The sequence below is a fragment of the Paenibacillus tepidiphilus genome (genome assembly GCF_008635795.1).
Classification (GTDB): Bacteria; Bacillota; Bacilli; order Paenibacillales; family Paenibacillaceae; genus Paenibacillus_AQ; species Paenibacillus_AQ tepidiphilus.
In genome coordinates this window covers 55,230-69,038 of the sequence record NZ_VWRQ01000018.1, presented here as the reverse complement: position 1 = coordinate 69,038, position 13,809 = coordinate 55,230, and the positions used below count along the sequence as shown (strand labels likewise).

At 56.1% G+C, this 13,809-nt stretch carries 10 protein-coding genes; 2 read left to right on the top strand and 8 right to left on the bottom strand.

The genetic code is table 11. From position 1 onward, the window contains the following. The first annotated feature begins 43 nt into the window (after nucleotides 1-43). Both F1379_RS21220 and F1379_RS21215 read left to right on the top strand, forming a co-directional pair. The gene (locus F1379_RS21220) at nucleotides 44-736 is read left to right on the top strand and encodes an ABC transporter ATP-binding protein (RefSeq protein ID WP_150273691.1); all 693 of its coding nucleotides are present in this window, start codon (nucleotides 44-46) and stop codon (nucleotides 734-736) included. Between the two features lie 15 nt (nucleotides 737-751). After that, the gene (locus tag F1379_RS21215; protein WP_150273689.1) at nucleotides 752-2,584 is read left to right on the top strand and encodes an ABC transporter permease; all 1,833 of its coding nucleotides are present in this window, start codon (nucleotides 752-754) and stop codon (nucleotides 2,582-2,584) included. A 193-nt stretch (nucleotides 2,585-2,777) separates the two neighbouring features. Here F1379_RS21215 and F1379_RS21210 read toward each other — a convergent pair whose 3' ends face one another. The 8 genes from F1379_RS21210 to purT all read right to left on the bottom strand — a co-directional run bounded on the left by F1379_RS21210 (nucleotide 2,778) and on the right by purT (nucleotide 13,673). Beyond that, nucleotides 2,778-3,569, bottom strand: a complete 792-nt coding sequence (locus tag F1379_RS21210) for a CAP domain-containing protein (RefSeq protein WP_150273687.1) — start codon at nucleotides 3,567-3,569, stop codon at nucleotides 2,778-2,780. A gap of 308 nt (nucleotides 3,570-3,877) precedes the next feature. Then, complete coding sequence (locus tag F1379_RS21205; protein ID WP_150273685.1) at nucleotides 3,878-5,839, bottom strand: WG repeat-containing protein; 1,962 nt, start codon at nucleotides 5,837-5,839, stop codon at nucleotides 3,878-3,880. A 167-nt stretch (nucleotides 5,840-6,006) separates the two neighbouring features. After that, the gene (locus tag F1379_RS21200; protein ID WP_150273682.1) at nucleotides 6,007-7,056 is read right to left on the bottom strand and encodes a galactose ABC transporter substrate-binding protein; all 1,050 of its coding nucleotides are present in this window, start codon (nucleotides 7,054-7,056) and stop codon (nucleotides 6,007-6,009) included. Between the two features lie 181 nt (nucleotides 7,057-7,237). Then, the gene (locus F1379_RS21195; RefSeq protein WP_150273680.1) at nucleotides 7,238-8,278 is read right to left on the bottom strand and encodes a substrate-binding domain-containing protein; all 1,041 of its coding nucleotides are present in this window, start codon (nucleotides 8,276-8,278) and stop codon (nucleotides 7,238-7,240) included. Then, nucleotides 8,275-10,101: a sensor histidine kinase gene (locus tag F1379_RS21190; protein ID WP_150273678.1), complete on the bottom strand. Its 1,827-nt coding sequence runs from the start codon at nucleotides 10,099-10,101 to the stop codon at nucleotides 8,275-8,277. Before F1379_RS21190 ends, F1379_RS21195 begins: the two co-directional genes overlap by 4 nt. A 3-nt stretch (nucleotides 10,102-10,104) precedes the next feature. Beyond that, a complete protein-coding gene (locus F1379_RS21185) occupies nucleotides 10,105-11,754 on the bottom strand; it encodes a response regulator (RefSeq protein WP_150273676.1) in 1,650 nt (549 codons plus the stop codon). Between the two features lie 273 nt (nucleotides 11,755-12,027). Continuing rightward, nucleotides 12,028-12,492 carry a GNAT family N-acetyltransferase gene (locus tag F1379_RS21180; protein WP_150273674.1) on the bottom strand — a complete coding sequence of 155 codons (465 nt, stop codon included), beginning with the start codon at nucleotides 12,490-12,492 and terminating at the stop codon, nucleotides 12,028-12,030. Further along, the gene (gene purT, locus F1379_RS21175) at nucleotides 12,489-13,673 is read right to left on the bottom strand and encodes a formate-dependent phosphoribosylglycinamide formyltransferase (protein ID WP_150273771.1); all 1,185 of its coding nucleotides are present in this window, start codon (nucleotides 13,671-13,673) and stop codon (nucleotides 12,489-12,491) included. Before purT ends, F1379_RS21180 begins: the two co-directional genes overlap by 4 nt. Between the last annotated feature and the right edge of the window lie 136 nt (nucleotides 13,674-13,809).

The window sequence follows — 13,809 nt, the reverse complement described above, 5'->3', positions numbered from 1 at the left end:
GAAAATTTTTGAATACCAAATGAATCACGGAAGGATGGATACTGTGGCCATTGTGGAGACAAAGCAAGTATGCAAGCATTACGGAACGGCGCTGAACAAGGTCCGGGCGCTACAAGACATCAATATAACCGTCGAAGAGGGCGAATACGTAGCGATTGTGGGCACCTCGGGCAGCGGTAAATCAACTTTACTGAATCTGCTGGGCGGCCTGGATGTCCCCTCGGAAGGACAGGTGAAGGTCGACGGCTGTGAGCTGTCCCGGCTTAGTGAGGATGAGCTGACGGAGTTCCGGAGGCGTAAAATCGGGTTTATTTTTCAGCATTATAATCTGCTGCCGTCCCTGAATGTCTACGAGAACATTGTTCTGCCGCTGGAGCTGGACGACAAGCAGATGGAGCGGAACGAGCTTGAACAAATGCTGCGGATGCTCGGAATTTCAGGCAAACAGGAAGCCATGACGAACCAGCTATCCGGAGGACAGCAGCAAAGAGTGGCCATCGCCAGAGCGCTGATCACCAGGCCCGCAATCCTGCTGGCGGATGAACCGACAGGGAATCTGGACAGCAAGTCAAGCCAGGATGTGCTGGAATTGCTGCGCAGCTGCAACCGGAAGTATAACCAGACGCTGATTATGATTACCCATAATCCCGAAATCGCCGCAATGGCCGACCGAATCCTGCGGATTGAGGATGGAGTTATCACAGCCGATACTGTTAATGACGTTGTCCAAGTCTAAAGTGAGGTGTAACGCTTGAAGAGCAAAGAATCGTTTATTCATAAAATGGCAGCGGCCAATCTCAAGGCCGAGAAGGTAAAAACAGTGCTGGCCGGTACCGTTATTGCGGCTGCCGCTTTTTTGCTGACCGTGGTCATGACCTACGGTTATTTCATAATGAAGGGTGCCGGGCACAATGCTGCTGTCCCCTCCGTATCCGCTGATGGGCTCCTGGCCCTCCTGGCGGTGGTACTGATAATTCTGCTGGCCTGCTGGATGGCGGTGTACAATATTTTCTACATATCCGTCGCAATGCGAGTCCGCTTCTACGGGCGGCTACGGGCGCTCGGCGCTGTGCATCAACAGATCCGGCAGCTGGTTGTTTACGAAGGTAAACTGCTGTCCCGGAGATTTATTCCCTGCGGAATTCTGCCGGGTTATCTCGCCGGAAGACTTATGGTCTCTTCAGGGTGGGACGGGTGGACTGCCCTGCTGCTTGCTGCGCTGGCGGCTGCGTTCACAGGGTTGACCGTCAGAATCTCGCTGCGTACACCAGCCTCCTATGCCGCCAAAATCACACCGGCCGAAGGCATCCGCCATATCGAAGCCAGCATCTCCGGTGGACAGAAGCGGATCAGCACGCGCCGGCTATCCCCTTTTCGTCTCGCCTGGCTCCAGCTCTCCCGCAGCAGGAAGAAGACCGTATTCTCACTGTTGTCGCTGGCTTTTAGCGGTGTGTTGTTCATGGTCTTCGCCGCGCTGCTGACATCCGCAGATCCGGCTTCAAGGGCACAGGCTTATTTCCCGGGCGGCGGACAATTCAGCGTGCAGCTTGATGATGCGCTCTACTCCCCGGAGGTAGGTCTGGACGATCTCCAAAGCAAAGGCGAGTTATCCGCCGGTTTGCACGATGAGCTGCTGTCGATAGCTGGAGTAGAGGCCGTCTATGTTCATCAATACCTTGAGGCCGAACTGGCAGGCATGAATAACACCGGGGAGCCGGTGGTGGTGGGCATTGCGAATATTACGGAGCATAATCGCGGGGAACTGGATAAGCAGTTGATAACCGGGACAATTCCGGAGCATACATCCGGCGGTGCTCCTGCACTTGTCATCAACAGCGCCAGCAGCGAGTATGCCGCCTATGGTCTCGAGCTTGCTGTAGGCGACCGAGTACTGCTCCGTACCGGCAGCGGCAGCCGGCAGTCGGAGCATGAGGCAGTCATTGCCGGGGAGATCCGCGATACGGACTCCGGCACGCTCTTTCTTGCGGCATCCGAAACCATGCCGGCGCTGGCCGGCTTCAACCCGGCGCAGAGCATGGAAATATCCGCTGCCAATCATATGGAGAAGCAGGTAGGCCAGGATATACAGCAGCTTATGGCGCAAAAGGGGATGGCTACACTCAAGCTGGTTTCTTATCAGGAAGTAGCGGAGTCCTTCCGGGACGCTTTCCGGTCAATCACCTTGGCCGGGTATGCTTTGATCGGCTGCATTGCCGCCTTCAGCCTCCTGAACCTGCTCAACACCCTGATCGCCGCCATTGTGGCGCGGACCTATGAACTCGGGATCATGCAGGCGATCGGTATGAAGCGGAAACAGCTGACCGCTATGCTCACGTATGAAGCGTGCATGCTTATTGCAGGATCGGCTGCATTTGCATTCAGCTTAGGCAACCTCCTGGGATACTGGCTGACCTCAGCCGTAAGCCGGGTCGGCGGGCTCTCCTACATCAGCTACCGCTTCCCGGGTGCAGCGATCATCCTGTATGGGGCGGTGATTGCACTCATCTTGGGCGGTGTGATCCGGTTAATGGGGTACACTATTTCCCGGCAAAATGTGGTGGAGCGGCTGAAGCAGAGTTATTGAGCGTTATGACGGGCTAGTATAAGTTGCAGGCTACTACGACCGTGGTAGCCCGTAAAACAGTCTATAACCCGGCTACCAGAGCCTTGCATGAACCGCATAACAAAACACAGCCCGCTCGTCCGATAAAACGGAAAAGCGGGCTGTGCATGGTTATGCCAGGTTAGATATCGTCAATATGCAGGCTACGCCTGACTTATTTGCCGATGAACTCTTGCACCCAGTAGTAGTTGTCAAAGCCTACGCCGATGTAGTTAAAGTTCGGGCTCAAAATGTTGGCCCGGTGACCTTCACTGTTCATCCAGGCGGTCATAACCGCTTCCGGCGTCTTCTGCCCCATAGCGATGTTCTCGCCGGCGGCACGGTAAGTAACGCCGAAGGATTTCATCATATCAAACGGGGAACCATACGTTGGCGAAGTATGCGAGAAGTAATTATTGACGCGCATATCGGTCGCCTTGGCGGCAGCCACTTTGTTCAGGCTGTCCAGCGCGGTAACCGGAGACAATCCGGCAGCGGCACGTTCCTTGTTCACGAGCGTCACCACTTGCTTCACGAACGAGGCCTGTGTGCTGTCAGCGGCTGGAGCTGCTGTTGCCACTGGCTTCGCAGTTGCTGCAGGTGTTGCCACCGGCTTCGCAGTTGCTGCAGGCGTCGCCACTGGCTTCGCAGTTGCTGCTGGTGTAGCTACCGGCTTAGCTGTAGCGGCCGGCTGGGCCGTAGCTGCAGGGGTAGCAACAGGAGCTGCCGTAACTACCGGCTTCTTGAAGTAATAGATTTGCCCCTTGGCGATGCTTCCGCCACTAAAGTGCAGGGTCTTGATGCTATAGGAATTAATAGATTGCAGGAATTGAGTAAATCCGTTATTGGCAGCCGCCGCTCCCGAATTGCTGTCTGCGGCATTAGCTTGCAGTGGCAACGAAATGCTGAGCGCCAGCACTGCGGCCACGCTTCCCCCGATTGCTTTTCTAAACGTGTTGCGCTTCATTCATCCATCTCCCTATTCTTGGTGTATTATCCGTGCCGCCAGTGAATCAGTGGCAAAGATTACAAAGTTGTCATTTCTTACTCAGTCATTGTAGCACATAATCTAGCATTGTGCGCTTCTAAATTTTTACACTTTGATAAAACTTTAGATTATATGTCTAACATGTGAACATATAATTAGAATAACAATCCGTAGACTTCTGCGTAAAAATAAAAACCGTACCGGGCAAGGAGTAACCTTGATCGGTACGGTCTTGTTTCTGTTCCATATGTGCTGACTCAGCGGTTTGCATGTAAGGAAAGCCTCATTCAATGAAAAGCCTGCCAGAACTCTCCCTCGGTGGAGATCAGGCCCATAATCTCCGCAAACGGAATGCGGAAGGTGGGGAAGCCAGCAGCGTAAGGAGCGATTTCGTAGGGGGCGAAGTACAAGTACAGCGCCGATTCATCAACATAGAACGGCTGATCCCTGGCAATCCCCTTGTAGGTATCCGGGAAGACGTAGCTATACTGGGGATCGGTCGCGATCTGCTTGCCGACGATTTCACTCAGCTTCTCGGTGTATTTGCTGCCCGGCTTGAAAAGATCACTCAGCTTGTAGAAACGGCCGTTCTTCAGGTTAATGTGCGGGAACAGCCGGGTCGGCATGCCATGGGCAGCGCCGAACGGATATTTATAGCCGCTGAGCTCAAGCACCAGCAGATGCTTGCGGAAGAAGGAGACAGAGAAATCCCCGGTATAGCTGAAATCCTGGTCTTCTCCCCCTGCACCCGCTCCTTCAGCCAGCGACAGGCTGCGCAGCTCATCATTGACCTTCTTGGACGTTTCAATGCTGGCGATGCCTTCCACCTGCGGATAATATACCAGGTAATTCCGGTTCGGCTTGTATTTCTTCTCCAGAACACTGTATGGCGGCCGCAGCGGAATAACATCACTCTGCCGCCACACCAACTTACCCCGGCGGTCATAATAGGCCGTGCGCTGGTCCACATCCGCGCGGATCAGACTGCCGCTGAAGGACAGTGCTCCCGATCCGGGCACGGTCGGCGGCTGCGCGGCTTTCTTGCCGCTGCGGTCGATGAAATAGGTGTCTTTGGCATCATAAACCGAGGCGAGCCCGTTCACGTAATTGTTCACGCCGAGCAGCGGATGGGTGGCCAGAATCCGTCCGGTCACACTGTCTGCGATTACATAACGCGAGCCGCGGTAAGGCTGATCGGGATAGAGCGGTGTGCCCAGAGCTACCCGGTCTTCGCCGAGCTGCTGCACCTCGTAATACTGCGGAGGGATAATAAACTGGCCTTGCCCGTCGATCAGGCCGTAGGCATTGTCGTAATTCTCCGCCGTGTTGACCACCGCCCGTCCGCCGGAGAAGGGCAGTGCAGAGGTGAACTGCGGGGCGATGGCGATGCTGCCGTCCGTGCGCAGATAACCGTATTTGCCGTTCTCATCCGCCTGATAGGCCAGCAGACCGTCTCCGGGACTTCCGACGTACGGATAAGGATACGTATGCAGCACCTGCCCCTGCAGGTCGATCAGCGCAAATTCGCGTTCCGCCAGCTTCACCAGTGCGGTGCCGTTCATGAAATCAGCCGCGTCCAGATAGCTTGCAGGCAGCACCTCCTTGCCTTGCGCGTCCAGATAACCGTACCGGGTAGCGCCGGAAGGACTATATTTGGAGAACAACGCCCGCCCTTCCTGCAGCGAGTTCAGGTAATCATAGCGCGCCTTTGTCACTTCCTTGCCTATTTCGTCGATCAGGGTATATCCTTTGGCGTCCGATACGACGGCACGGCCTTCCGCAAACGGAGCGATGAACGAATACACCGGTTTGACCCGTTCCCGTCCGGTATGGTCAATGAGTCCGCTGCCGTTCCCCCGCTGCACAATCGCCAGCCCGTTCGGCTGGAATTCCTCGGCATAGGCATACCGCGGCTCGATGGCCGTGCCGCCATCGCTGCTGATATATCCCCACAGCAGCCCTTCCTTGGTGGTAAACGGCGCCGGATGCAGCACATCGGCGCGTAGTCCCTCCAGCCCGGCTTCGCCCAGGGCAGCGAGCCCGTCAAGCGGCCTGGCCGAGAGATCCACCCGGTACAGTCCCGGCTCTGCCGGAATCGTCACGAAGAAATCGTCATCCGCGCGGATAAAGTCCTCCTCCTGCTGGGCGATATATTCATTCCAGCCGATGCCGTCCCACCTCCACACCTCGGTCTGAAGCAGGCCGTTGTCGGTCCCTTTTGTCAGCTCGTTCAGCTTGATTCTAAGCATGTCTTCGCTCTCCCTTACAAAGGCATTTGCCCATAGAATATGTGAAGAGCGGGAAAAGCGTGACTTGCCGGAGGCAGAAAAGAACAGGCAAGCCTTCCGGCTTCCCGGTCAGCTTGCCTGCACTCAACAATCAGCATTCGGCGGCCGCTCCCCTTGCCAGCAGGAATTCAGTCCGCCTCGTCCACATTATCCTTGGTGATCTTCTTATACGAAATCCAGATATACTGGCCGTCGGTAATGTCAAACCCTACATTATCCCTGGTCGGCGCTTCGCCCCGGGCGAGTACGGCGGCCAGCATCACTGCAGCCTTGCCCTGGTTGGCGGCATCATTGAGCACCGTCCCGAGCATAGTTCCGTCCTTCAGCGCCTTCACCGCCGGTTCCGTGGCATCGACGCCGACCACCGGCATATACTTGTCTCCTTTGAAGTATCCCGCAGCCTTCAGCGCCTTGATCGCGCCCAGCGCCATGTCGTCGTTATTGGCCAGCACGGCCTCGATGCGGTCGCCGTAGGTCTCCAGGAAGGCCGCCATCTTCTCCTGGCCCTTGACGCGGTCCCACTTGGCGGTATCCTCCGCCAGCTTCTCCACCTTAATGCCTGCATCCTCTATCGCCTGGATGGAAAAAGTCGTACGCAGCTCGGCATCCTGATGCCCCGGCTCACCCTTGAGCATCGCATACTGGAGCACACCGTCCCCGTTCTTGTCCGCTTCCGGATGGGCCTTCCAGTAATCGGCCAGCAGTTGGCCGGACATCGTGCCTGACTCCTTGGCCTGGGCTCCGACATAATAGACCTTATCCCATTTCTGCATATCACCTTCGAGCGGCTCGCGGTTCAGGAAGACCACGGGGATATCCGCCGCCTGCGCTTTATCTATAATGACGCCGGCGGCCGTCCGGTCGACGGGATTGACAAGCATGGCGTCGACGCGCTTCGCGATAAAACCGTCCACCTGACCATTCTGGTCCGGCTGGGAATTCTTGCTGTCTACAAGTTCGTAATCGGCTATACCCTTGGCGGAGGATTTGATTGCACTCTTGACCCCGATCATGAAGGTGTCCGAGAATTTATAAATGGCAACGCCCAGCTTCGGTTTCACGCCGCCCGGGCTAACGCGGTCCGGGCGGTTTCCGGTATCCTCAGCCTGCCCGGCACAGCCTGCCAAAGCGGCAGCCAATACGGCCCCGGCAAGGCAGAGGAAAGCTGTTTTTTTCATGATTAACCTCCTGGAGCGAGATGAACTGAGGCAGGCGAGCCATTGCCGTATCCTTATTATGGCTTGTGCCAATGCGGGTTCCCATATAATATTCTGCGCATTCCTATTAAAATTCTCATCTCTTTATAAAAATTCCGGATGTAAATTCCCGGGCGGCTCCGGAACGGATGCCCGGCCTCCCTTAGCGGACGAACGGAAACAGCAGCTTCTGATTCTCCGGCCACAGCATATTGCCCAGATCAATCAGCTTCGTTCCGGTATCCACCCGCTCCGGCACATCGAGCCCCTCCGTGAGCTCCAGCGCATATTTGACCGCCAGATACCCGTTGCTGAACGGATTCTGAATGACGGTCGCCTGGACCGTTCCATCCTGCAGCATTTCCATCATCGTCGGGGAGCTGTCGAAGGCTACCATTTTGACCGAATGGGCGCTCAGGCTCTGGATCACCTTGCCCGCTCCCTGCGAGGCGGTCTCATTCAAGGTAGCAATGCCGCGCAGCTGCGGATGGGCAGCCAGCATCTCACGGGTCAGACGCTCGGCATCGGCTACGCTCGACGAAGTATAGGAAATCTGCACCACCTCCACGTTCGGATAACGGGCGGCATAGTTCAGAAAGCCCTCTTCACGCTCCTCCGCGTCGCGTGCTCCGTAATCAATGGCACCGCCGGAAAGCGAGCTCCCTGCCGAGGACTTCGTAAAGTTCAGGATACCGATTTCCCCGTGGCCGTCCAGCAGCTCGATCAGCCGCTGTGCCGACTTCTGTCCGGCTTCATAGCCGTTCGAGCCTACATAGGTACTTACCCGCGCCGAGCCGACCTCGGCATCCACGGAGATGACGGGAATTCTGGAGTAAGCGGCCTGATCGACCACCTGCGCCAGTCCCATATAGCTGCTGGCCGCGAGGATAATCACATCCGCCTTCTGTGCGATGGAGTCCTCCACCATGGTGATCTGCCTGTCGATTTCACTCTCCGCATCCGGCGCTTTGAAGGTCAGGTTGACGTTGAACTCCTGAGCGGCGGCTTCGGCTCCCAGTCTGACCGTGTTCCAGTAGTCGCCCTGATTCATTTTGACAATCATATGGATATTGCGCGCCCGGTCCGTATTGATATACCCTTCCCTCACCCCGCCGCAGGAGGTCGCACCCAGCACCAGCAATACCAGCAGCACGCACAGCCCCACACAAGGCAGCGGCTTCAGCCGGAATCTTCCGTTTCTCATGATGAAGTGTCCTCCTCTCCGGATTCTGCGGGAATCTCCGCCGGCACTGCCGGGAATACAATCGTGACCGTCGTGCCTTCCTCCAGCTCGCTGGCGAAGCTCAGGCCGTATTCCCGGCCGTAGAACAATCCGATCCGTTCATTCACATTGCGTACTCCGACGCCGGAACCGCCGCCGGTCCGCACTCCGCCCTTCAGCAGGGAGCCCAGCGTCTCCGGGGACATGCCCAGTCCGTTGTCCGCAACGGTGATGACAATGCTGCCGCTTTGCAGACTGGCGGCAATAGAGATGAAGCCCTCGTCCGGTGACATTTCGATGCCGTGGTAGAGCGCATTTTCCACAATCGGCTGGAGAATCAGCTTGATGGTCTGGTACTGCAGCACTTCCTCCTGCGCCTTGATCTCAAAGCGGAATTTGCCCCGGAAGCGGAAGCTCTGGATGACCAGGTAATGACGGATATGATCGAGCTCCTCCTGTACAGTGATGAAATTCTTGCCCCGGCTGAGGCTGATCCGGAAGAATTTGGAGAGTGACTGGATCATTGTAATCACATCATCGGTCTTTCCCCGTTCCGCCAGCCGGATCACGGAATTCAGCGTGTTGTACAGAAAATGCGGGTTAATCTGCGATTGCAGCACCTCCAGCTCGCCCTTGCGCTTGGTCTCCTGCTCATAGATGATCTGATCCATCAGCTGGCGGATGCGCTGAAGCATCATATTGAAGCGCAGCGACAGCTGCTCCACTTCATAAGCGCCGCTGACCTGGATCGGGGTATGCAAATCCCCCTCGCCCACCTGCTTGACCGTACGCTCCAGCCTGCGGATGGGACTGGCAATCAGCCACGAGAGCAGCACCGAGACGGCAATGACCAGTGAAATGACTACTCCCAGGAACCAGAACAGAAATTGGTTCAAGTCGCGTTTGGTGGTCACAATCTCGTCGTAATAAGCGACCCCGACGATTTTCCAGCCGGTCTCCGCCAGGGTGCGCACGGTAATCAGCCGCTTGTCGCCTGTCGAAGTATCAATATAACTGCGGTAGGCATATTCCAGCACCGGCTCCACATTCTCATATTTCAGGCCGGCGTAGATCAGCTGCTGCTGCGGATGGTACACAATATTGCCGAGCGAATCCAGAATGTAAGCGTATCCTCTCTTGCCCAGCTTGACCTGCCGGCTCAGCTCGTCGATGGTGCGGAAATTGAAGTCGAGCAGCAGAATGCCCTGATGAGTCTGTCCTTGTTCCTGGTAGGAGATCATTTTGCTGATCGAGACGACCCAGGGATAGTTGCCCTTGAACAGATTCTGGACATGCGGCGCCGAATAGGCGATTTCCGCTGACTTACTGGCGGAGGTGAACCAGCTCTGATTCTCCAGCTGGGTGTTCTGCTGCAGGACAAGCCCCGGCGTGCCGACCACGTAATCCCCTTCCGGAGTGAACACGGAGACCGACACCAGATCCTCACGGCTGCTCATCAGCGTATCCATCCGTTCCGACAGCAGCGGTGAATCGATGGAGGCACTGCCGGTAATCTGGCCTTCGGCGGTGGCGAAAATTCGACTCATCCCCGTCACATACAGCTCCAGATTGTAGTTCACCTGCTCAATAATCTGCTGCATGTTGATATTGGCGTTCTCCTCAGCCGTCCGGGCGAATTTGTTGTACAGCATGAAGCTGACAATGACCGCAACCAGTACTGTCACCGCTGTAAAAGAAACCGTAATAATCAGCTGGATGCTGCGCAGCTTGTTCGATCTCCGCCGCCTTCCGCCCGGAGTGTGCTGCGGCCGCAGCGGGAAGAAACGGTATTTCCGCTCCCGCATGGCTCAGCCTCCCCGCGCGCTGTTCTTGTATTCCTTCGGCGAGAATCCGAATTTCTTGCGGAAGCAAAAGCTGAAATAATTGGGATCTGCAAACCCGATCCGTTCGGCAATCTCAAAAGCCTTCAGCTCCGTAGAACGCAGCAGCTCCTTGGCCGCCTCCAGCCGGATTTGCAGCAGATAAGCAACAAAGGTCAGCTTCATTTCCTTCTTGAAGACGCTGCTGAAATAGCCGGTGCTGATATGCAGGTGCTGGCAGACCCTGCCGATTGACATATCCGGCTCCTGATAGTGGCTCCGGATATACTCCAGCGCCTCCTCGACCAATTGCGTGTATCCGGACTGCCGGTCGCGGGCGATGAATTCCATCAGCTTGCTGCAGACGCTAACGATCCACTGCCTGGCTTCGCCCATGTTGTTGAATTTATGGATTTCGGCCAGCGCGGAAATGCCCGGTCCGAGGAAAGCGGCAGTGTCGCTGCCCGCCTCCTTGGCCACCCGCAGTACGGATGTAATGATCTCCGTCAGGAAAATCTCATAATCGGCTGTAGACAGCTGGTCCGCATCCAGTCCGCCGAACAGCCCGTCGATCACCTCTGTCAGCTCCTGCACGGTGCCGAGCTTGATCGTGCGGATCAGCGCCTGCCGGCTAAGCTCATCATAAGCCGGCAGCTGGTTGGCCCGCGATTCCACGTCCTCAATCCAGATGACCCGGTTGTTGCCGAGGATCAGCCGGTAATCAAGCGCCTGCAGCGCGTCGCTGAAGGAATCGGACAAGTGGGCGGGGGCCGTGCAGACGGTTCCCGCTCCGGCGGTGACTGTCAGCTTCAGGAAGCGCTGCACATGGCGCCGGATCTCCTCCAGCAGCGCCAGCGTCTGTCCGCTGACAGCGCCTTTGTCATCCGCAGGGCTGACCGAGAGCAGCACGACCTCATCACGGTGGATGAACACTTTGCCGAAGCCATGCTTCAGGCACAGCTCTTCGGCGATGTTCAGTACGGCGAACAGCTGAAGATTGCGGTCACCGGTATCGCGCAGCGACAGCGGATGCCCCTCCGCCCTGTCCGTCTGTGCCTCCGTCCGCACATAATCAACACGGATAACTGAAGCCTGGTACAGCCGGCCCGATAGATTGAGATCATATTCTGTGCTCTTTGCGGCGATTTCCGCCGCCGGCAGGCGCCGTGACACCAGAGAAGACAAGAACTGCTCCCGCAGCACCGGCAGACTTTTGCGGTAATGCTCGCTGAGGACAAAGACATTCTCCTTCTCGGCACTCTCCTCTTCCATCGCACGTCTGACCTTAAGCAGCACCTCGATCAGCTCCTGCGATGAGAACGGTTTCAAAATATATTCGTCAATTTGCAGCTTGATCGCTTTCTGGGCGTATTCAAACTCATCAAAGCCGGTCAGAATGATGACTCTGGTGCCGGGATAACGGCTGCGGACATATTCGGCCAGCTCCAGTCCGTTCATGAACGGCATCTGAATGTCGGTGACCACCACATCCGGGAGCAGCCGGTCGACCGCCTCGGCCGCCTCGCGCCCGTTCTCGGCCTGCTCTACCACTTCAAAGCCGTAAGCCGCCCAGTCAATCTGCGATACGATGCCTTCTCTTACATCCTCTTCATCCTCGGCAAGAATCAATTTATACATATTCATCCCTCTTTGACAGCCGTATAAGTACTACAAAATTATTTTAGCTGATTCATGTCCCCTGATCTATGTTTAAATTTTAGTATTGTCTACATAAAGCAAAACGGTTAATGGTCTTACATAATGGTTTAGTTTATTCTCGTCTTCATAACGCTTCGGTATAGGCACGATAAGGACAGAGGTTCATCCGGGAAGTCAGAGGTCCATAGGCTCCGGCAAAAAAAAAACCATCCCGCTTATCGCCGGGATGGGAATGATTGTATACGTATTGGATTATTTCAGTTTCTTGCTGAAACGGTAGCCGCTGGACATTTCGAAGCCGACATGGCGGTAAAAAGCATGCGCCGGTGCGCGCTCCACCCGGTTGCCGCTGCGCAGAAATACCTGACTGCAGCCACGCTCACGGGCAAACTCTTCGGCGGCAGACACCAGTCTCCGGCCGAGTCCGCTTCCTCTGTGTTCCTCTCCTACGATCAGCGCGGTGATTTCCATAATACAATCCGCTTGCTTGTAATAGGAATGCACCTGCCGAAGTTCAATCATACCCACTACTTCATCATTCAGTTCAGCGACCATTGTGCGCCGGAATGAATCCTGCTCCATGCCTTCCATTCTCTCTTTCATCACGCTAAGCGTTGTCGGATAGCCGAATTCCCGCAAAAGGGCTGTCACACATTGCAGATCATCCATGCCGCATTTGCGAATTTGCAGTACCTGCTCCTGAGTACTACTGTTCATCTCGATTTTACCTCCACTTTTAGCATAGACGCCGCCTGTCTGGCGGTAGTCCGCGCGATTTCCACATCTTCCGCGGCGCTGAGCGCCACGGCCATCCGCCGTCCGGCACGGGTCTCCGGCTTGCCGAATACTCTGACCTGGGTCCTTGGAAGCGATAACGCTTCGCCGATTCCGGTCACAGCAAAATCCCGGGCTGCCGTCTCCGCCTTCAGGGTGGCCGATGCCCCCGGTGTCAACAGCTGCACCGAGTCCAGCGGAAAGCCAAGAATGGCTCTGACATGCAAAGCAAATTCCGATAAATCCTGCGTCACCATGGTAACCATACCGGTATCATGCGGTCTTGGCGATACCTCGCTGAACAGCACACCTTCAGGGGTCAGAAACAGCTCCACCCCAAAAATGCCCAGCCCGCCAAGCTGATCCGTCACTTTCCGGGCAATATCCCTGGCTTCTTCCAGCACCTTCTCGTCCATTGGATGCGGCTGCCATGATTCCACATAGTCGCCGTCCTTCTGGATATGTCCGATCGGCGGACAAAACACAGTACCGTTCACAGTGCGTACGGTCAATAACGTAATCTCGCTCTCAAAGCGGACAAAAGCCTCCACGATGACCCGGGTGCCCTTGGCACGCGCGCCTTCCAGAGCCGTGTTCCAGCATGATTCGACATCGCCGAATGTCCTGCAGACGCTCTGGCCTTTGCCCGAGGAACTCATAATCGGCTTGATGACGCAAGGCGTGCCGATTTCCTCTACCGCCTGGCGCAGCTCGTCCAGACTGTCGGCAAAACGGTAGGCTGCGGTCGGCAAGCCCAGTTCCTCGGCCGCCAGCCGGCGGATGCCTTCGCGGTCCATCGTGAGCCGTGTGGCCCGGGCCGTCGGCACCACCGTAAAGCCTTCCGCTTCCAGTTCCAGAAGGGCCGGAGTTGCGATCGCTTCAATCTCGGGAACAATGACATCCGGTTTCTCCGCACGGATGAGCGACTTCAGCGCCTCCGCATCCAGCATGTCGATGACATGGGAGCGGTGGGCAACGCCCATAGCCGGAGCATGGTCATAACGGTCAACAGCTACGGTCTCTACGCCAAGGCGCTGAGCTTCAATAATAACTTCCTTACCCAGTTCACCGCTGCCAAGCAGCAGCAGCTTGCGGCTATGGGCTGAAAAGGGAGCTCCCCACATTGTCGTTTTCAACCTCTTTTTCCATTGGGTTTAAACTGCCGGTCTTACAAGGGCGGCGGCATATACCGCCGGTGGTACGGGAACTTCGTTGTTTCCTCATTATTTCTGTAAACAACTCTGTTGTTTTGTAAATTTT

Coding starts and splice junctions, on each gene's coding strand:
- F1379_RS21210 (WP_150273687.1), bottom strand. CDS start 3,569: ATGAAGCGCAACACGTTTAGAAAAGCAATCGGGGGAAGCGTGGCCGCA.
- F1379_RS21205 (WP_150273685.1), bottom strand. CDS start 5,839: ATGCTTAGAATCAAGCTGAACGAGCTGACAAAAGGGACCGACAACGGC.
- F1379_RS21200 (WP_150273682.1), bottom strand. CDS start 7,056: ATGAAAAAAACAGCTTTCCTCTGCCTTGCCGGGGCCGTATTGGCTGCC.
- F1379_RS21195 (WP_150273680.1), bottom strand. CDS start 8,278: ATGAGAAACGGAAGATTCCGGCTGAAGCCGCTGCCTTGTGTGGGGCTG.
- F1379_RS21190 (WP_150273678.1), bottom strand. CDS start 10,101: ATGCGGGAGCGGAAATACCGTTTCTTCCCGCTGCGGCCGCAGCACACT.
- F1379_RS21185 (WP_150273676.1), bottom strand. CDS start 11,754: ATGTATAAATTGATTCTTGCCGAGGATGAAGAGGATGTAAGAGAAGGC.
- F1379_RS21180 (WP_150273674.1), bottom strand. CDS start 12,492: ATGAACAGTAGTACTCAGGAGCAGGTACTGCAAATTCGCAAATGCGGC.
- purT (WP_150273771.1), bottom strand. CDS start 13,673: ATGTGGGGAGCTCCCTTTTCAGCCCATAGCCGCAAGCTGCTGCTGCTT.